Origin of the sequence: Pseudomonas guariconensis (assembly GCF_024127895.1) — a bacterium.
GTDB lineage: Bacteria > Pseudomonadota > Gammaproteobacteria > Pseudomonadales > Pseudomonadaceae > Aquipseudomonas > Aquipseudomonas guariconensis_B.
This window is the reverse complement of the sequence record NZ_JAMYBK010000023.1, coordinates 47,526-65,245: the sequence shown is the minus strand read 5'-3', so window position 1 is coordinate 65,245 and position 17,720 is coordinate 47,526. Positions and strand designations below refer to the sequence as shown.

At 65.4% G+C, this 17,720-nt stretch carries 19 protein-coding genes; 11 read left to right on the top strand and 8 right to left on the bottom strand.

The annotated features are described in order from the left end of the window. The 3 genes from ngg (at position 1) to NJF35_RS20060 (ending at position 3,336) form a co-directional block, all read left to right on the top strand. Complete coding sequence (ngg, locus tag NJF35_RS20070) at positions 1-1,743, top strand: N-acetylglutaminylglutamine synthetase (protein WP_253081703.1); 1,743 nt, start codon at positions 1-3, stop codon at positions 1,741-1,743. Between the two features lie 125 nt (positions 1,744-1,868). Next, positions 1,869-3,053, top strand: coding sequence for an osmoprotectant NAGGN system M42 family peptidase (locus NJF35_RS20065; RefSeq protein ID WP_225788242.1), 1,185 nt, complete (start codon positions 1,869-1,871; stop codon positions 3,051-3,053). Between the two features lie 55 nt (positions 3,054-3,108). Beyond that, complete coding sequence (locus tag NJF35_RS20060; RefSeq protein ID WP_225788243.1) at positions 3,109-3,336, top strand: YheU family protein; 228 nt, start codon at positions 3,109-3,111, stop codon at positions 3,334-3,336. Between the two features lie 76 nt (positions 3,337-3,412). Here the strand turns inward: NJF35_RS20060 and csrA are convergent, their stop codons facing one another. The 3 genes from csrA to NJF35_RS20045 form a co-directional block, all read right to left on the bottom strand. Beyond that, positions 3,413-3,598: a carbon storage regulator CsrA gene (gene csrA / locus NJF35_RS20055; RefSeq protein ID WP_225788244.1), complete on the bottom strand. Its 186-nt coding sequence runs from the start codon at positions 3,596-3,598 to the stop codon at positions 3,413-3,415. Positions 3,599-3,726: 128 nt separating this feature from the next. Further along, complete coding sequence (locus tag NJF35_RS20050) at positions 3,727-4,059, bottom strand: YnfA family protein (protein ID WP_225788245.1); 333 nt, start codon at positions 4,057-4,059, stop codon at positions 3,727-3,729. A 271-nt stretch (positions 4,060-4,330) separates the two neighbouring features. Next, positions 4,331-5,143: an SDR family oxidoreductase gene (locus NJF35_RS20045; protein ID WP_225788246.1), complete on the bottom strand. Its 813-nt coding sequence runs from the start codon at positions 5,141-5,143 to the stop codon at positions 4,331-4,333. Between the two features lie 211 nt (positions 5,144-5,354). Here NJF35_RS20045 and NJF35_RS20040 point away from each other — a divergent pair, with 211 nt between their 5' ends. Then, complete coding sequence (locus tag NJF35_RS20040; protein ID WP_003252624.1) at positions 5,355-5,507, top strand: DUF3309 family protein; 153 nt, start codon at positions 5,355-5,357, stop codon at positions 5,505-5,507. A 65-nt stretch (positions 5,508-5,572) separates the two neighbouring features. Here the strand turns inward: NJF35_RS20040 and NJF35_RS20035 are convergent, their stop codons facing one another. From NJF35_RS20035 to NJF35_RS20025, 3 genes are all read right to left on the bottom strand, one after another. After that, positions 5,573-7,237: a cation acetate symporter gene (locus tag NJF35_RS20035; RefSeq protein ID WP_253081705.1), complete on the bottom strand. Its 1,665-nt coding sequence runs from the start codon at positions 7,235-7,237 to the stop codon at positions 5,573-5,575. After that, a complete protein-coding gene (locus NJF35_RS20030) occupies positions 7,234-7,545 on the bottom strand; it encodes a DUF485 domain-containing protein (protein ID WP_225788248.1) in 312 nt (103 codons plus the stop codon). The genes NJF35_RS20035 and NJF35_RS20030 overlap by 4 nt, the downstream gene beginning before the upstream one ends. Positions 7,546-7,866: 321 nt before the next feature. Next, positions 7,867-8,715: a glycine betaine ABC transporter substrate-binding protein gene (locus tag NJF35_RS20025; RefSeq protein WP_225788249.1), complete on the bottom strand. Its 849-nt coding sequence runs from the start codon at positions 8,713-8,715 to the stop codon at positions 7,867-7,869. Positions 8,716-9,053: 338 nt separating this feature from the next. Between NJF35_RS20025 and NJF35_RS20020 the strand changes: the two genes are divergently transcribed. Beyond that, entirely contained in the window at positions 9,054-10,352 is a 1,299-nt protein-coding gene (locus NJF35_RS20020; RefSeq protein ID WP_225788250.1) for a serine/threonine protein kinase, read from the top strand. Beyond that, the gene (locus NJF35_RS20015) at positions 10,345-11,160 is read left to right on the top strand and encodes a VacJ family lipoprotein (RefSeq protein WP_225788251.1); all 816 of its coding nucleotides are present in this window, start codon (positions 10,345-10,347) and stop codon (positions 11,158-11,160) included. The genes NJF35_RS20020 and NJF35_RS20015 overlap by 8 nt, the downstream gene beginning before the upstream one ends. 35 nt (positions 11,161-11,195) lie before the next feature. Here NJF35_RS20015 and NJF35_RS20010 read toward each other — a convergent pair whose 3' ends face one another. Next, positions 11,196-12,347: a patatin-like phospholipase family protein gene (locus NJF35_RS20010; RefSeq protein WP_253091412.1), complete on the bottom strand. Its 1,152-nt coding sequence runs from the start codon at positions 12,345-12,347 to the stop codon at positions 11,196-11,198. A 105-nt stretch (positions 12,348-12,452) separates the two neighbouring features. Continuing rightward, on the bottom strand, positions 12,453-13,388 hold the full coding sequence (locus NJF35_RS20005) for a lipid A biosynthesis lauroyl acyltransferase (RefSeq protein ID WP_253091411.1): 936 nt from the start codon (positions 13,386-13,388) through the stop codon (positions 12,453-12,455). Positions 13,389-13,487: 99 nt separating this feature from the next. Between NJF35_RS20005 and minC the strand changes: the two genes are divergently transcribed. The 5 genes from minC to NJF35_RS19980 all read left to right on the top strand — a co-directional run bounded on the left by minC (position 13,488) and on the right by NJF35_RS19980 (position 17,580). Further along, positions 13,488-14,246 carry a septum site-determining protein MinC gene (minC, locus tag NJF35_RS20000; protein WP_225788254.1) on the top strand — a complete coding sequence of 253 codons (759 nt, stop codon included), beginning with the start codon at positions 13,488-13,490 and terminating at the stop codon, positions 14,244-14,246. Positions 14,247-14,341: 95 nt separating this feature from the next. After that, positions 14,342-15,154, top strand: coding sequence for a septum site-determining protein MinD (minD, locus tag NJF35_RS19995; RefSeq protein WP_225788255.1), 813 nt, complete (start codon positions 14,342-14,344; stop codon positions 15,152-15,154). Positions 15,155-15,157: 3 nt separating this feature from the next. Next, positions 15,158-15,412 (top strand): cell division topological specificity factor MinE, encoded by a 255-nt coding sequence (minE, locus tag NJF35_RS19990; protein WP_021782476.1) that lies wholly within the window; start codon positions 15,158-15,160, stop codon positions 15,410-15,412. 143 nt (positions 15,413-15,555) lie between these two features. Then, positions 15,556-16,191, top strand: coding sequence for an RluA family pseudouridine synthase (locus tag NJF35_RS19985; RefSeq protein ID WP_225788256.1), 636 nt, complete (start codon positions 15,556-15,558; stop codon positions 16,189-16,191). A 99-nt stretch (positions 16,192-16,290) separates the two neighbouring features. Further along, complete coding sequence (locus tag NJF35_RS19980; protein ID WP_253091410.1) at positions 16,291-17,580, top strand: M18 family aminopeptidase; 1,290 nt, start codon at positions 16,291-16,293, stop codon at positions 17,578-17,580. The last annotated feature ends 140 nt before the right edge of the window (positions 17,581-17,720 follow it).

Below are 17,720 nucleotides of genomic sequence, written 5' to 3'. Positions count from 1 at the left end.
ATGAAAGCCCATACTGCCTACGGTCAGCGCCTGCTTCGCGGGCAAGCCCCTTCGTACGAGCGCCTGCAGGCGCGCCTGGCCGGCGACGGCAGCGAACCCCACGACCAGCCGCGTGCCGTGCACTGCGGCTGGGGCCGCCTGCTGATCGGCCACACCTACCCTGACTCGGCCGTGCTCGCCGAGGCGCTGCTCGACGAACGCCCTGGCGAGCGCGACATCGCCTTGTACGTGGCCGCCCCCCAGCAGGTGCTGGCCCAAGCCCCACAGCAACTGTTCCTCGACCCGTCGGACACCCTGCGCCTGTGGTTCACCGACTACCGCCCGGCGCAACGGGTGTTCCGCGGCTTTCGTATCCGCCGGGCGCAGGCCGAGGCCGACTGGCAGGCGATCAACGCCCTGTACCAGGCTCGCGGCATGCTGCCGGTCGACCCCGAGCTGCTCACCCCGCGTCACCTCGGCGGGCCGGTGTACTGGCTGGCCGAGGACGAAGACACCGGTGCGGTGATCGGCAGTGTCATGGGGCTGAACCACGACAAAGCCTTCGACGACCCGGAGCATGGCTGCAGCCTGTGGTGCCTGGCGGTCGACCCGCAGTGCAGCCGCCCGGGCGTCGGCGAGGTGCTGGTACGCCACCTGATCGAGCACTTCATGAGCCGCGGCCTTGCCTACCTCGACCTGTCGGTGCTGCACGACAACCGCCAGGCCAAGCGCCTGTACCAGAAGCTGGGGTTTCGCAACCTGCCGACCTTCGCCGTCAAGCGCAAGAACGGCATCAACCAGCAGCTGTTCCTCGGCCCCGGCCCCGAGGCCGAACTCAACCCCTATGCCCGGATCATCGTCGACGAAGCCTTCCGCCGGGGCATCGAGGTGCAGGTGGACGATGCCGCCGCCGGCCTGTTCACCCTGAGCCTCGGCGGGCGCCGGGTCCGGTGCAGGGAATCGTTGAGTGACCTGACCAGCGCCGTGAGCATGACCCTCTGCCAGGACAAGCGCCTGACCCAGCACGCCCTGCAGGCCGCCGGCCTGCAGGTGCCGGTGCAACAGCTGGCGGGCAATGCCGACGACAACCTGGCCTTTCTCGAAGAACACCACGCAGTGGTGGTCAAGCCAGTGGATGGCGAGCAAGGCCAGGGCGTGGCAGTCGACCTGCGCAGCCATGAGGAGGTCAGCCAGGCCATCGAGCAGGCACGCCGCTTCGACAGCCGCGTGCTGCTGGAGAGCTACCACCCGGGGCTGGACCTGCGCATCGTGGTGATCGGCTTCGAAGTGGTCGCCGCGGCGCTCCGCCATCCGGCCCAGGTGATCGGCGACGGCAAGCACAGCATCGGCGCGCTGATCGAAGCCCAGAGCCGTCGGCGCCAGGCTGCCACCGGTGGCGAGAGCCGTATCCCGGTGGACGAGGAAACCGAGCGCACCCTGCGCGCCGTGGGCCTTGACTATACGAGCGTGTTACCGGCCGGCCAGCGCCTGGCCGTGCGCCGCACCGCCAACCTGCACACCGGCGGTACCCTGGAGGACGTCACCGAGCGCCTGCACCCAGTGCTGGCCGATGCCGCGGTACGCGCCGCCCGTGCCCTGGACATCCCAGTGGTGGGCCTCGACCTGATGGTGCGCGACGCCAGCCAGCCGGACTACGTGATCATCGAGGCCAACGAACGGGTCGGCCTGGCCAACCACGAACCGCAACCTACCGCCGAACGCTTCGTCGACCTGCTGTTCCCGCACAGCCGGCCGCTGGCCTGACGCACGCTTGCAGGAGCAGCCTTCGTGGGAGCGGCCCTTTCGCGACACAAGGCCGCTCCCACGAAGTGCCCCTTCCACAGGCGTCAGCCATGCATCACCCAGCCCATGCCAACAGAGGAATGGACATGCCGGACCGACATCCCGAACCCGACCTGGACTACCTGAAGAAAGTCCTCCTGGAGATGCTCGCCATCCCCAGCCCTACCGGCTTCACCGACACCATCGTGCGCTATGTGGCCGAACGCCTGGACGAGATGGGCATCCCCTTCGAGCTGACCCGCCGGGGCACCATCCGTGCCACCGTCAAGGGCCGGCAGAGTTCGCCCGACCGCGCCGTCTCGGCGCACCTGGACACCATCGGCGCCAGCGTGCGCCAACTGCTCGACAACGGCCGCCTGGCCCTGGCGCCGGTAGGCTGCTGGTCCAGCCGCTTCGCCGAAGGCAGCCGGGTCAGTGTGTTCACCGACACCGGCGTGTACCGGGGCAGCGTGCTGCCGCTGATGGCCAGCGGGCATGCCTTCAACACCGCCATCGACCAGATGCCGATCAGTTGGGAGCACGTGGAAGTGCGCCTGGACGCCTACTGCACCACCCGCGCCGACTGCGAGGCGCTGGGCATCGCCATCGGCGACTTCGTCGCCTTCGACCCGCTGCCAGAGTTCACCGAGAGCGGCCACATCAGTGCCCGGCACCTGGACGACAAGGCCGGCGTGGCGGCGCTGCTGGCGGCGCTCAAGGCCGTTGTGGAGAGCGGCCGCCAGCCGCTGATCGACTGCCACCCGCTGTTCACCATCACCGAGGAGACCGGCTCCGGCGCCGCCGCGGCGCTGCCCTGGGACGTCAGCGAATTCGTCGGCATCGACATCGCCCCGGTGGCACCGGGCCAGGCCTCCAGCGAGCATGCGGTGAGCGTGGCCATGCAGGACTCCTCCGGGCCGTACGACTATCACCTGTCGCGCCATCTGCTCAAGCTCGCCGCCGACCAGGACCTGCCGGTGCGCCGCGACCTGTTCCGCTACTACTTCAGCGATGCCCACTCGGCGGTGACTGCTGGCCACGACATCCGCACCGCCCTGGTGGCCTTCGGTTGCGACGCCACCCACGGCTACGAGCGTACCCACATCGACAGCCTGGCAGCGCTCAGCCGCCTGCTGACCGGCTACCTGCTCAGCCCGCCGGTGTTCGCCAGCGACTCGCAACCGGCCAATGCCTCCCTCGAGCGCTTCAGCCACCAGTTGGAACACGACGCGCAGATGGAAAGCGATACCCGGGTCCCGGCGGTGGACAGCCTGCTGGGCAACAAAAGCTGATGTCCCGGCGGGTTTGGCGTAGCATGGCGGCATTCATGAACGAACCCTGCCCGCCATGCTGATCCCCTACGACCAACTGCAAGCCGAAACCCTGACCCGCCTGATCGAGGACTTCGTCACCCGCGACGGCACCGACAACGGTGACGACACGCCGCTGGAAACCCGCGTGCTGCGGGTACGCCAGGCCCTGGCCAAGGGGCAGGCATTCATCCTGTTCGACCCCGAGAGCCAGCAGTGCCAACTGCTGGCCCGGCATGAGGTGCCGCGGGAGTGGCTTGAGTAGCGGGGAAGCGGTTGGCTTGCTCAATACGGTCAGTCAAGACTTCGAGTTGCCATTTGGGGCCGCGAATAGCCCCCTGTCAGCCATCAGCCTGCCGCTCGGCCTTCTCCTTGATGCGCCTGTAGACCTCCGCCCGATGCACCTGGACCTGGCGCGGCGCACTGATGCCGAAACGCACCACACCGCCATCGATCGCCATGATCTTGAGCTGGATGTCGTCACCGATGTTGATGACCTGCCCGACTTCGCGCCCTATAACCAGCATGATCCGATCCTCCACCCCAAGGGAAAATCGGAGACTGCATCGGGTACATTCGGCCACTCAACACTTCACCCATTAAATAGACGCAGCCTACGCAGACGGGTAACTATCCCTACAGAAATCGCCTGGTTTCAGCCCTGTTGCAGCCGTGGCCCGAACACGATGATGGTCGCCCCGACGACGCACAGCAGTGCGCCGATCCAGTCGCTGCCCAGTGGCCGCGCCCGCTCCACCAGCGCCAGCCAGAGCAGCGAGGAGACGATGTAGATACCGCCATAGGCGGCGTAGGCCCGACCGGCATAGGCGGCCTCGACGCGGGTGAGGATCAGCCCGAACAAGGTCAGGCTGACCAGCGCCGGCAGCAGCCACCAGGCACTCTTGCCCAGCCGCAGCCACAGGTAGAAGGCATAGCAGCCGGCGATCTCGAACATCGCCGCCAGGAAGAACCACAGGTAATTGATCACGCCAGGCACCCTTGCCAGTCCAAAGCGGCGCACAGCATACCTGATCGAGCGCCCTGGCCAGAGGGTCCGGTTCGCGCAAGGTACGCTCCAGCACCGGTCAGTCAGGGTCCTTGGGGCTGCGTTGCAGCCCATCGCGGGCAAGCTCGCTCCCACAGGGATAGCGCTGATCTGAAGAATGGCCCACCTCCCTGGGAGCCTGATCTGAAGAATGACCCACATCCCCTGGGAGCCGGCTTGCCGGCGATGGGCCGCACAGCGGCCCCAAGATACATCAGGTACCACTACGCCCCTTGGCCCGCATCTTCGCCGCCATGTCGGCCATCTCGTCATACAGCCGCGCCGGCGCCTGACGCTTCAACTCCCAGGCCTGGCGCCCAGCCTCATGGGGCAGGATGAGAAACACCCCAGCGGCCACCTGGGCATGGATGTAGTCGGCGATCTCGGCGGCGCTGATCGGCGAACCCTCCAGCAGCTTGCCGACCTGGGCCTTCATGGCCGGGTTCGGCCCACGGAAGGAGTCGAGCAGGTTGGTCTGGAAGAACGATGGGCACACCACATGCACCGCCACGTCCAACGCGCGCAACTCGACCAGCAAGCTCTCCGAGAGGGCCAGCACGCCGGCCTTGGCCACGTTGTAGTTGCTCATCCCCGGCCCCTGCATCAGCGCAGCCATGGAGGCGATGTTGACGATCCGCCCCTTGCTGCGCTCGAGCAGCGGCAGGAAAGCCTTGCAGCCCTTGACCACGCCCATCAGGTTGACCGCGATCTGCCAGTCCCAGTCCTCCAGGGACAGCTCGGCGAAGAAACCACCCGAGGCCACCCCGGCGTTGTTGACGATCACGTCGATGCCGCCGAACTGCTCCTCGCAGGCCTGGGCCAGGGCGGTGAGCTGGCTGTAGTCGCGCACGTCGCAACGCTGGGCGAAACCGTCGCCACCGGCCTCGCGGACCCGTTCGAGGGTCTGGCGCAGCCCGGCCTCGTTGACGTCTGCCAGCGCCAGGCGCCAGCCATCGCGGGCCCAGCGCAGGGCAATCTCGCGGCCGAGGCCGGAGCCGGCTCCGGTGATCATGATGCGGTCGTGCATGGTGGCAAGCCTTGTGCTGACAGGTGATGGAGGGAGTCTATACAAGGCCTGGCGTGCAGGGCGCTGCTATCAGGCTGGTGAATGCAGGAGCATGGCTGCAGAGCAGCCCCAACTGACCGCAAATGGAATCTTTAGCCATCGCCCCCAGTCGGAATTATCAAGAGGCCAGCATTCCGAGGCCCTTGACCCTCAACCACGCAAGGACTCCGCCATGACCACGATCCTCATCATCATCCTGATCCTGCTGTTGATTGGTGGCTTACCGGTCTTTCCTCACTCGCGCAGTTGGGGCTATGGCCCCTCCGGCATCATCGGCGTGGTGCTGGTGATCCTGCTGGTGCTGTTGTTGCTGGGCATGATCTAGAAAAGAAAAAACCGCAAGCCAGTGCACCAGGCACTCGCTTGCGGCTTGCCGTCAGGCCTGCGCTATCAGTGGGAGACGGCGCCGGAGGCCCCCAGACCAGTCTGCGAACGCACGAACTGCGGGAAGAACAGCGCACGCTCTTCGTCGGCGGCCTTGGACTTGTCGGTGACCGAGAAGAACCAGATGCCGATGAAGGCGATGATCATGGAGAACAGCGCCGGGTACTCGTACGGGTAGATCGCCTTCTCGTGGCCGAGGATCTGCACCCAGATGGTCGGGCCGAGGACCATCAGGCCCACCGCGCTGACCAGGCCCATCCAGCCGCCGATCATGGCGCCACGGGTGGTCAGTTTCTTCCAGTACATCGAGAGCAGCAGCACCGGGAAGTTGCAGCTGGCAGCGATGGAGAAGGCCAGACCGACCATGAAGGCGATGTTCTGGTTCTCGAACAGGATGCCCAGGCCGATCGCCAGCACGCCCAGGGCGATGGTGGTGATCTTCGACACGCGGATCTCGTCCTTGTCGTTGGCCTTGCCCTTGCGCCAGACGCTGGCGTACAGGTCATGGGACACCGCCGAGGCACCGGCCAGGGTCAGGCCCGCGACCACCGCCAGGATAGTGGCGAAGGCCACCGCCGAGATGAAGCCGAGGAACACGCTGCCACCCACGGCGTTGGCCAGGTGCACCGCTGCCATGTTGTTACCGCCGATCAGGGCGCCGGCGGCGTCCTTGAAGTCCGGGTTGGTGCTGACCAGCAGGATCGCGCCGAAGCCGATGATGAAGGTCAGGATGTAGAAGTAGCCGATGAAGCCAGTGGCGTAGAGCACGCTCTTGCGCGCTTCCTTGGCGTCGCTGACGGTGAAGAAGCGCATCAGGATGTGCGGCAGGCCGGCGGTACCGAACATCAGCGCCAGGCCCAGGGAGAACGCCGAGATCGGGTCCTTGACCAGGCCGCCCGGGCTCATGATCGCCTCACCCTTGGCGTGCACCTTGATCGCTTCGGAGAACAGGGTGTTGAAGTCGAAGCCCACGTGCTTCATCACCATCAGCGCCATGAAGCTGGCACCGGAGAGCAGCAGCACGGCTTTGATGATCTGTACCCAGGTGGTGGCCAGCATGCCGCCGAACAGCACGTACAGGCACATCAGGATACCCACCAGGATCACCGCGACGTGGTAGTCCAGGCCGAACAGCAGCTGGATCAGCTTGCCGGCACCGACCATCTGGGCGATCAGGTAGAACGCCACCACCACCAGCGAGCCAGAGGCCGACAGGGTGCGGATCTCCTTCTGCCCAAGGCGGTACGAGGCCACGTCGGCGAAGGTGTACTTGCCCAGGTTGCGCAGGCGCTCGGCGATCAGGAAGAGGATGATCGGCCAGCCGACCAGGAAGCCGATCGAGTAGATCAGGCCGTCGTAGCCGGAGGTGAACACCAGGGCGGAAATCCCCAGGAAGGAGGCCGCCGACATGTAGTCGCCGGCGATCGCCAGGCCGTTCTGGAAGCCCGTGATACGGCCGCCGGCGGCATAATAGTCGGACGCCGACTTGTTACGTTTGGAGGCCCAGTAGGTAATCCCCAGGGTGAAGCAGACGAAGGCCAGGAACATGACGATCGCCGAGACGTTGAGCGGCTGCTTGTGCACCTCGCCGGTCAGGGCGTCGGCGGCCCACACGGCGGGTGCGAAGGCACCGAAGGCCAGCGCGGCCAAGGCTTTGGTTTGGCGGATCATTGCTGCGCCTCCTTGAGGATTTCCTTGTTCAGCTCATCGAACTCGCCATTGGCGCGACGCACGTAGATGGCGGTGAGGATGAATGCCGAGACGATCAGGCCGACGCCCAGGGGGATACCCCAGGTGATCGACGAGCCGACACTGAGCTTGGCGCCCAGTACCTGCGGACCGTAGGCGATGAGGAGGATGAAGGCACAGTACAGGCCGAGCATGATCGCCGAGAGGATCCAGGCGAAACGCTCGCGCTTGGTGACAAGTTCCTTGAAGCGCGGACTGTTCTGTATCGATTGGTAGATGCTGTCGTTCATTGTTTTTGTCCTAGCAGCAACACAAATAAGGGAGAACCCGCCCTTACTTTATGCTGCCGATGGACACCAACCAGACGACCTTAGTCTTAGATGAGAAACTGTTTTGCAGGATCGGTAACAACCTGGGGGGCACAGCAAGGCCCAAGGCCGGCCAGGTAGGGCTTTGTCATGCCGGGGCCGCTTCGCGCCCCATCGCCGGCAAGCCGGCTCCCACATGGCCCCTGCAAACCGCATCATATGTGGTCGACTCGGTCCCTGTGGGAGCCGGCTTGCCGGCGATGGGCGCGAAGCGGCCCTGGATGATCGCTCAATACCAGCCGATCACTTGCCGGTCCACGCCTTCACCCGCTCCGGGTGCTTGGCCACCCAGTCCTTGGCCGCCGCCTCGGGCTTGGCGCCTTCCTGGATCGCCAGCATCACCTCGCCGATCTCGTCCTTGGACTGCCAGTGGAAGTTCTTGAGGAACTCGACCACTTCCGGTGCCTTGCTCGCCAATTCCTTGCTGCCGATGCTGTTGACCGTCTCGGCAGCGCCATACACGCCCTGTGGGTCTTCGAGGAACTTGAGCTTCCACTTGGCGAACATCCAGTGCGGCACCCAGCCGGTCACGGCGATGGACTGCTGCTTGGCATAGGCACGCCCGAGCTCGGCGGTCATCGCCGCACCGGAGCTGGCCTGCAGCTTGTAGCCGTCCAGGGCGTAGTCCTTGATCGCCTGGTCGGTCTTGAGCATCACGCCGGAGCCGGCGTCGATGCCGACGATCTTGTGCTTGAAGCTGTCATCGGTCTTGAGGTCGCCGATACTGGCGGCCTTGACGTACTCGGGCACGATCAGGCCGATCTTGGCATCCGTGAAGTTGGGGCCGTAGTCGACCACCTTGTCCTTGTTCTTGGCCCAGTATTCGCCGTGGGTCACCGGCAGCCAGGCCGACAGCATGGCATCGAGCTTGCCGGTGGCCACGCCCTGCCACATGATGCCGGTGGCGACGGGCTTGAGGTCCACGTCATAACCGAGTTTCTGCTTGATCACTTCGGCGGCCACGAAGGTGGTCGCCACGCTGTCGGACCAACCATCCACGTAACCTATGCTCACTTGCTTGGCCATCGCCTGCGCAGCGCTCATGGCCAATACCAGGGCTGTCCCCACGCCCAGGAAACGTCGCATTTTCATCAAAGCATCCCCTCGTCAGGTCTCGGAAACTGCATCATCAACCTGCCACACGAGGCGACCTGCTCTGTCAGCGACCTTCACCGAACAGTAAGCGACAGCATTTCGCCATTAACGCCAGATCGCCCCGCCAGCCTGCGCGATCCTTGCATGCCTGCGGCCCGCTGCCCAGGCAAAATCATCACTTTGCGCTATGTTCCACAGAACGAGCATTGCCGCGCCGTAGACCTTCGCGGCAACATCTGGTGCAACAAATGGCGGGGCGATGGGCAACTTTGCCCTGTTCGTTGCGGTCCTAGGCTCGTCATCGCTTCGCCTTGCCGATCTCTTTGGGGGAATTCATGTTTCGACCCTTGCGCCTCGCCGCCCTGCTCGGCGGCCTGCTCCTGGCTGCGGCCGCCTCGGCGCGGGATATCGACGCCGCCAGCTACGGCTACCCCTTGACCAACCCGTTCGAGGCAACCATCGCCACCACGCCGCCGGACCAACGCCCTACCCTGCCCAGCGACGAGGACATCACCCAGGCCGACTACAGCCTGAACCTGCGCCCGGAGCGAACCTTCAACCTACCGGCCAACTTCTGGCCGGTGAAAAAGCTCAAGTACCGCCTGGCCCGCCAGGACCGCGAGGCGCCGCTGATCTTCATCATCGCCGGCACCGGCGCGCCCTACACCAGCACCATCAACGAATACCTGAAGAAGCTGTTCTACCAGGCCGGCTACCACGTGGTGCAATTGTCGTCGCCCACCAGCTGGGACTTCATGAGCGCCGCCTCGCGCTTCGCCACCCCTGGCGTCAGCAGCGAGGATGCCGAGGACCTGTACCGGGTCATGCAAGCCGTGCGTGCCCAGCATCCGCGCCTGCCGGTCAGCGATTTCAACCTCACCGGCTACAGCCTCGGCGCCCTCGACGCCGCCTTCGTCAGCCACCTGGACGAAACCCGGCGCAGCTTCAACTTCAAGCGTGTGCTGCTGCTCAACCCACCGGTCAACCTGTACACCTCGGTCAGCAACCTGGACAAGCTGGTGCAGACGCGGGTCAGGGGCATCGACCGCAGCACCACCTTCTACGAGCTGATGCTGGAAAAGCTCACGCTCTACTTCCAGGAAAAGGGCTACATCGACCTCAACGAAGCCTTGCTCTACGACTTCCAGAAGTCCCGTCAACACCTGTCCAACGAACAGATGGCCATGCTGATCGGCACCTCGTTCCGTTTCTCGGCGGCCGACATCGCCTTCACCTCCGACCTGATCAACCGTCGTGGGCTGATCACCCCGCCGAAGTACCCGATCACCGAGGGCAGCAGCCTCACGCCGTTCTTCAAGCGTGCCTTGCAGTGTGATTTCGAGTGCTACATGACCGAGCAGGTGATCCCCATGTGGCGCGCCCGCACCGACGGCGGCAGCATCCTGCAACTGATCGACCAGGCCAGCCTCTACGCCCTGGAGGACTACCTGCGCCAGAGCACGAAGATCGCCGTGATGCACAACGCCGACGATGTCATCCTCGGCCCCGGCGACATCGGCTTTCTGCGCAGGGTGTTCGGCGATCGCCTGACCCTGTACCCCCATGGCGGCCATTGCGGCAACCTCAACTACCGCGTCAACAGCGACGCCATGCTGGAGTTCTTCCGTGGTTAACAAACTGCTGCTCGTCACCGCCCTGTTCGCCGCCGGCAATGCCCTGGCGGCGGAGACCGCGCCACGGACCAGCGTGGTCGAGGCCGACCCGATCGACACACCGGCCGTGGAAACCGACGGCTTCCTCGATCCACTGCGCGAGCTGAAGTTCAACCCCGGGCTCGACCAGCGCGAGTTCGAGCGCTCGACCCTGACCGCACTGAACGTCTATGACCCGCTGGAGTCGATGAACCGGCGCATCTACCACTTCAACTACCGCTTCGACCAGTGGGTGATGCTGCCGGTGGTGGACGGCTACCGCTATGTCACCCCGCGCTTCGTGCGCACGGGGGTGAGCAACTTCTTCAACAACCTGGGCGACGTGCCCAACTTGTTCAACAGCCTGCTGCAGCTCAAGGGCAAGCGCTCGGCGGAAATCACCGCACGGTTGATGTTCAACACCATCATCGGCGTCGGCGGGCTATGGGACCCGGCCACGAAGATGGGCCTGCCACGGCAGAGCGAGGACTTCGGCCAGACCCTGGGCTTCTATGGCGTCCCCAACGGACCGTACATCATGCTGCCGATCCTCGGGCCGTCGAACCTGCGCGATACCGCCGGGCTGGTGGTGGACTACGTGGGCGAGCAGGAGGCCAACTTCCTCAATGTGGCCGAGGCCAGCAGCGACCACCCGGAGATCACCGTGTTGCGCGCGGTGGACAAGCGCTACACGACCAACTTCCGCTATGGGCAGCTCAACTCGCCGTTCGAGTACGAGAAGGTGCGGTACGTGTATACCCAGGCGAGGAAGCTGCAGATCGCCGAGTAAGGCGCCGCCCTGTTCGCCTGGGGCGTGAAGCGGCCTCAAGGCAGCCCCAGGAACTGGCACAGCTCCCGTCGCTTGGCCAGGGCATCCTTGCGCCCCAGTTCGATCAATTCGCTGCAATAGCTGGCCTCGAACAGCAGGTAGCTGAGCACCCCTGCCCCGCTGGTACGGGTCGCGCCCGGCCCACGCAGGAACAGGCGCAACGCCGCCGGCAGCTCGCGCCGATGCCGCGCGGCGATCTCGTCCAGCGGCTGGCTGGGCGCCACCACCAGCACCTCGATCGGCGCCAGCCCCAGGCGTCGGGCGTCGAGGTGGGCCGGCAACAGGTGGCTCAGGTGGTTCAGGCGCTGGAGCAGCTCGATATCGTCCTCCAGGCTGTCGATGAAGGTGCTGTTGAGCATGTGCCCACCGATCTGCGCCAGGCTCGGTTGCTGGCCGCTGAAGACCCGCTGGGTCGGCAAGGGAGGCGCGGGCCGCTGTGGGTTGCCGCTGACCCCGACCACCAGCACGCGGCTGGCGCCCAGGTGCAGCGCCGGGCTGATCGGTGCCGACTGGCGCACCGCACCGTCGCCGAAGTACTCCTCGCCGAGCTTGACCGGGGCGAACAGCAGCGGGATCGCCGCGCTGGCCAGCAGGTGCTCGATGGTCAGGGCCGTCGGCAGGCCGATACGCCGGTGGCGCAGCCAGGGCTCGATGGCGCCACGGCCCTGGTAGAACGTCACCGCCTGGCCGGACTCGTAGCCAAACGCGGTGATGGCGACAGCCCGCAGTTGCCCGGCGGCCAGGGCATGGGTGATGCCGTCCAGGTCCAGGTGCGACTGCAGCAGCGAGCGCAGCGGGCTGCTGTCGAGCAGGGCCACCGGCACCTGGCCCCCCAGGCCCAGCAGGTTGTGGCTGACGAAGCGGCTGGCCTGGCGGATCACCCCGGGCCAGTCGCTGCGCAGCACCAGGTGGCTGCGAAAGTGCTGCCAGAAGGCGGTGAGCCGCTGAACCGCCTCAGTGAAACGGGTGGCGCCACTGGCCAGGGTCACGGCATTGATGGCACCTGCCGAGGTGCCGACGATCACCGGGAAGGGGTTGGCCGCACCGGCTGGCAGCAGCTCGGCGATGCCGGCCAGCACACCGACCTGGTAGGCGGCGCGGGCACCGCCGCCGGAGAGAATCAGGCCGGTGGTGGGGGGTGAAGCCATCGAATGCCTCCCTGGTGGGGTGTCAGTACCGAAGCCAGTCAGCCATGACGCTCAACTGCCATTTAGGGCCGCTTCGCGCCCCATCGCCGGCGCAGGCCACGCATCTCAACGCTTCTTCTTGTCATACAGCCGCGCCTCCCCTGGCGGTCGCGACTTGAAGCGCCGGTGCGCCCACAGGTACTGCTCGGGGCACTCGCGCAGCACGCTTTCGACCCATTGGTTGATCCGCAGGCAATCGGCCTCTTCGCTCTCGCCGGGGAAGTCCGCCAGCGGCGGGTGGATCACCAGGCGGTAGCCGCTGCCGTCTTCCAGGCGCTTCTGGGTGAAGGGAATCACCCGAGCCTTGCCCAGGCGGGCGAACTTGGTGGTGGCGGTGACCGTCGCTGCCGGAATGCCGAACAACGGCACGAACAGGCTCTGCTTGGCGCCGTAGTCCTGGTCCGGGGCGTACCAGATCGCCCGGCCGGCGCGCAGCAGCTTGAGCATGCCGCGTACGTCCTCGCGCTCCACCGCCAGGGAGTCGAGGTTATGGCGCTCGCGGCCGCTGCGCTGGATGTAGTCGAACACCGGGTTGCCATGCTCGCGGTACATGCCGTCGATGGTATGGGCCTGACCCAGGAGCGCGGCGCCGATCTCCAGGGTGGTGAAGTGCACGGCCATGAGGATCGAGCCCTGCCCTTCGCGCTGGGCATCCTGCAGGTGCTCCAGCCCTTCGATGTGGGCCAGGCGTGCCAGCCTGGCCTTAGGCCACCACCAGCTCATGGCCATCTCGAAGAAGGCGATGCCGGTGGAGGCGAAGTTTTCCTTCAGCAAACGCTGCCGTTCGTCGCCGGACAGTTCAGGAAAACACAGCTCCAGGTTGCGGGCGGCGATACGCCGACGCTCGCCGGCCACCCGGTACATCAGCGCGCCCAGGGCACGGCCGAGCCACAGCAGGGCGCGGTACGGCAACTGGGCCACCAGCCACAGCAGGCCGAGCCCCAGCCACAGGCCCCAGAATCGCGGGTGAAGGAAAGAGGGACGAAAACGCGGGCGTTCCATTGAAGCTTCCGGAAAGACAAAGGTGGGCATTCTACATCGGTTGCGGCCAACGGGTCTTATCGCTATAAGTCAGGGCACTTTTTCCGCAACAAGCCGTCTATGCAGACCATGAGCCTCAACCAGACACCCGATATCGCCTCCGTGTTCCAGCTCAAGGGCAGCATGCTTGCCATCACCGTGCTGGAACTCGCGCGCAACGACCTCGAAGCCCTCGACCTGCAACTGGCGGCGAAAGTGGCCCAGGCCCCCAATTTCTTCAGCAACACGCCGCTGGTGCTGGCCCTGGACAAGCTGCCGGCCGGCGAAGGGGCGATCGACCTGCCCGGGCTGATGCGCATCTGTCGCCATCACGGCCTGCGCACCCTGGCGATCCGCGCCAACCGCATCGAGGACATCGCCGCGGCGATCGCCATCGACCTGCCGGTGCTGCCGCCTTCCGGTGCCCGCGAGCGGCCGCTGGAGCCCGAACCCGAGGTGAAGAAGCCCGAGCCCGCGCCAGCCCCCCCGGCAGCGCCGGAGCCCGAGGTGCGCCCCACGCGCATCATCACCTCGCCAGTGCGCGGCGGCCAGCAGATCTACGCCCAGGGCGGCGACCTGGTGGTGACCGCTTCGGTCAGCCCGGGTGCGGAACTTCTCGCCGATGGCAACATCCATGTGTACGGCGCCATGCGTGGCCGCGCCCTGGCCGGCATCAAGGGCAATACCCGGGCGCGTATATTCTGCCAGCAGATGACTGCGGAACTGGTGTCCATCGCCGGCCAGTACAAGGTCTGCGAAGACCTGCGCCGCGACCCGTTGTGGGGGGCCGGCGTGCAGGTCAGCCTGTCTGGCGATGTGTTGAACATCACCCGTCTTTAACGGATACTGCCGCCATTTTTAGCGCAACTTTTTTGCTGTTGCCGTTTTTCGTATTTGCAGGGACTCGCGTCCCGTTTATTTAGGGGTGAAACACCTTGGCCAAGATTCTCGTGGTTACTTCCGGCAAGGGGGGCGTGGGCAAGACCACCACCAGCGCCGCTATCGGTACCGGCCTCGCACTGCGTGGCTACAAGACAGTCATCGTCGACTTCGACGTCGGCCTGCGTAACCTCGACCTGATCATGGGCTGCGAGCGCCGCGTGGTGTACGACTTCGTCAACGTCGTCAACGGCGAGGCCAACCTGCAGCAAGCCCTGATCAAGGACAAGCGCCTGGAGAACCTCTATGTCCTGGCCGCCAGCCAGACCCGCGACAAGGACGCGCTGACCCAGGAAGGCGTCGAGAAGGTCCTGATGGAACTGAAGGAAACCTTCGACTACGTGATTTGCGACTCCCCGGCAGGTATCGAGAAAGGCGCCCACCTGGCCATGTACTTCGCCGACGAAGCGATCGTCGTGACCAACCCGGAAGTTTCCTCGGTACGCGACTCCGACCGCATGCTGGGCATCCTCTCGAGCAAGTCGCGCCGCTCCGAGAACGGCGAGGAGCCGATCAAGGAACACCTGTTGATCACCCGTTACCACCCCGAGCGCGTCAGCAAGGGCGAGATGCTCAGCATCGCCGATGTCGAGGAGATCCTGGCCATCAAGCTCAAGGGCGTGATCCCCGAATCCCAGGCCGTACTCAAGGCCTCCAACCAGGGCATCCCGGTCATCCTGGATGACCAGAGCGATGCCGGCCAGGCGTATAGCGACACGGTCGACCGTCTGCTGGGTAAAGAGAAGCCACTGCGGTTCATCGATGTGCAGAAGCAAGGATTCTTCGCGCGCCTGTTTGGAGGCAAATAAACCATGAACCTTTTTGACTTCTTTCGTGGCAGACAGAAACAGAGCAGCGCGTCGGTAGCGAAAGAGCGTCTACAGATCATCGTGGCGCACGAGCGAGGCCAGCGCAGCGAGCCGGACTACCTGCCAGCCCTGCAAAAAGAACTGCTCGAAGTGATCCGCAAGTATGTGAACATCGGCAACGACGACGTGCACATCGAGCTGGAGAACCAGGGCAGTTGCTCGATCCTCGAGCTGAACATCACCCTGCCCGACCGCTGATCCAGCGATTCCGGGCACACCGCGATCCCTGTGGGAGCGGCCTTGTGCCGCGAACGGGCCGGTACCGGCGCCATCCTCCACGGCGCCTACCGGCCCGTTCGTGGGCAAGCCCGCTCCCACAGTGCTTTAGAGAACCTGCGACAATGCCGCTGTCGAACATCCAGATCCTCCACGAGGACGCCGCCATCCTGGTGGTCAACAAGCCGACCCTGCTGCTGTCGGTGCCGGGCCGTGCCGAGGACAACAAGGACTGCCTGATCACCCGCCTGCAGGAGAACGGCTACCCCGACGCCCTGATCGTCCACCGCCTGGACTGGGAGACCTCCGGGATCATCCTGCTGGCCCGCGATGCCGACAGCCATCGCGAGCTGTCGCGCCAGTTCCACGACCGCGAGACCGAGAAAGCCTACACCGCCCTGTGCTGGGGGCAGCCGGCGCTGGACAGTGGCAGCATCGACCTGCCCCTGCGCTACGACCCGCCGACCAAGCCGCGCCATGTGGTGGATCACGAGCAGGGCAAGCATGCCCTGACCTTCTGGCGCATCCTCGAGCGCTGCGGCGACCATTGCCGGGTCGAGCTGACCCCGATCACCGGGCGCTCGCACCAGTTGCGCGTGCACATGCTGTCGATCGGGCACCCGTTGCTGGGCGACCGTCTGTATGCCAACCCCGAGGCCTTGGCGGCTCATGAGCGGCTGTGCCTGCATGCGAGCATGCTGGGCTTTACCCACCCGGTTTCCGGTGAACGATTGAAATTCGAGTGCCCGGCACCTTTTTAAGCTGCAAGAAAAAGCCAGAGCGGATCGCGTTGGTGCTTGCTCCGGTGGGCGCTCTTGCTTGAAGCTTGAAGCTTGCAGCTCGATTTGTTGGAGTGAGTTATGCGCGATTCCCTGAATGCCGGCCTGATCGATTTCCTCAAGGCCTCCCCCACGCCCTTCCATGCCACCGCGAGCCTCGCCCTGCGCCTGGAGGCCGCTGGTTACCAGCGCCTGGATGAGCGTGACAGCTGGGCCACGGTGCCCGGCGGGCGCTATTACGTGACCCGCAACGACTCCTCGATCATCGCCATCAAGCTCGGCAAGCATTCACCGCTGCTGGGTGGCATCCGCATGGTCGGCGCCCACACCGACAGCCCGTGCCTGCGGGTCAAGCCACAACCCGAGCTGCAGCGCCAGGGTTTCCTGCAACTGGGCGTGGAAGTCTATGGGGGTGCACTGCTGGCGCCTTGGTTCGACCGCGACCTGTCGCTGGCCGGGCGGGTCACCTTCCGCCGCGATGGCAAGGTCGAGAGCCAGTTGGTGGACTTCAAGCTGCCGATCGCGATCATTCCCAACCTCGCCATCCACCTCAACCGTACCGCCAACGAAGGCTGGGCGATCAACCCGCAGCACGAACTGCCGCCGATCCTCGCCCAGGTCGCCGGCGACGAGCGGGTCGATTTCCGCGCCCTGCTCACCGAGCAACTGGCCCGCGAGCACCAGCTCAACGCCGATGTGGTGCTGGACTACGAGCTGAGCTTCTACGACACCCAGGACGCCGCACTGGTCGGCCTGAACGGCGACTTCATCGCCGGTGCCCGCCTGGACAACCTGCTGTCGTGCTACGCCGGCCTGCAGGCGCTGCTGGCCGCCGACAGCGACGAGTCCTGCGTGCTGGTGTGCAACGACCATGAGGAAGTCGGCTCGTGCTCGGCCTGCGGCGCCGACGGCCCGATGCTCGAGCAGACCCTGCAGCGCCTGCTGCCGGACGGCGACGACTACGTACGCACCATCCAGCGCTCGCTGCTGGTCTCGGCCGACAACGCCCATGGCGTGCACCCCAACTACGCCGACAAGCACGACGGCAACCATGGGCCCAAGCTCAACGCCGGGCCGGTGATCAAGGTCAACACCAACCAGCGCTACGCCACCAACAGCGAGACCGCGGGCTTCTTCCGCCACCTGTGCATGGCCGAAGAGGTACCGGTGCAGAGCTTCGTGGTGCGCAGCGACATGGGCTGCGGCTCGACCATCGGCCCGATCACCGCCAGCCACCTGGGCGTGCGCACGGTCGACATCGGCCTGCCGACCTTCGCCATGCACTCGATCCGCGAGCTGTGCGGCAGCCACGACCTGGCGCACCTGGTGAAGGTGCTGACGGCGTTCTACCGTAGCCGCGAGTTGCCCTGAAGCATCACGGTGCCTGGGCTGGCCTGCCCGCAAACAGGCCAGCCCAGGCCGCACAGCAGCCTCCTACCTGCCCTCGATCAATCCTCCCGGCAAGCCAAACCGCTATGCTTAGGACATGGCCCCCCATACAGAAGGATCCC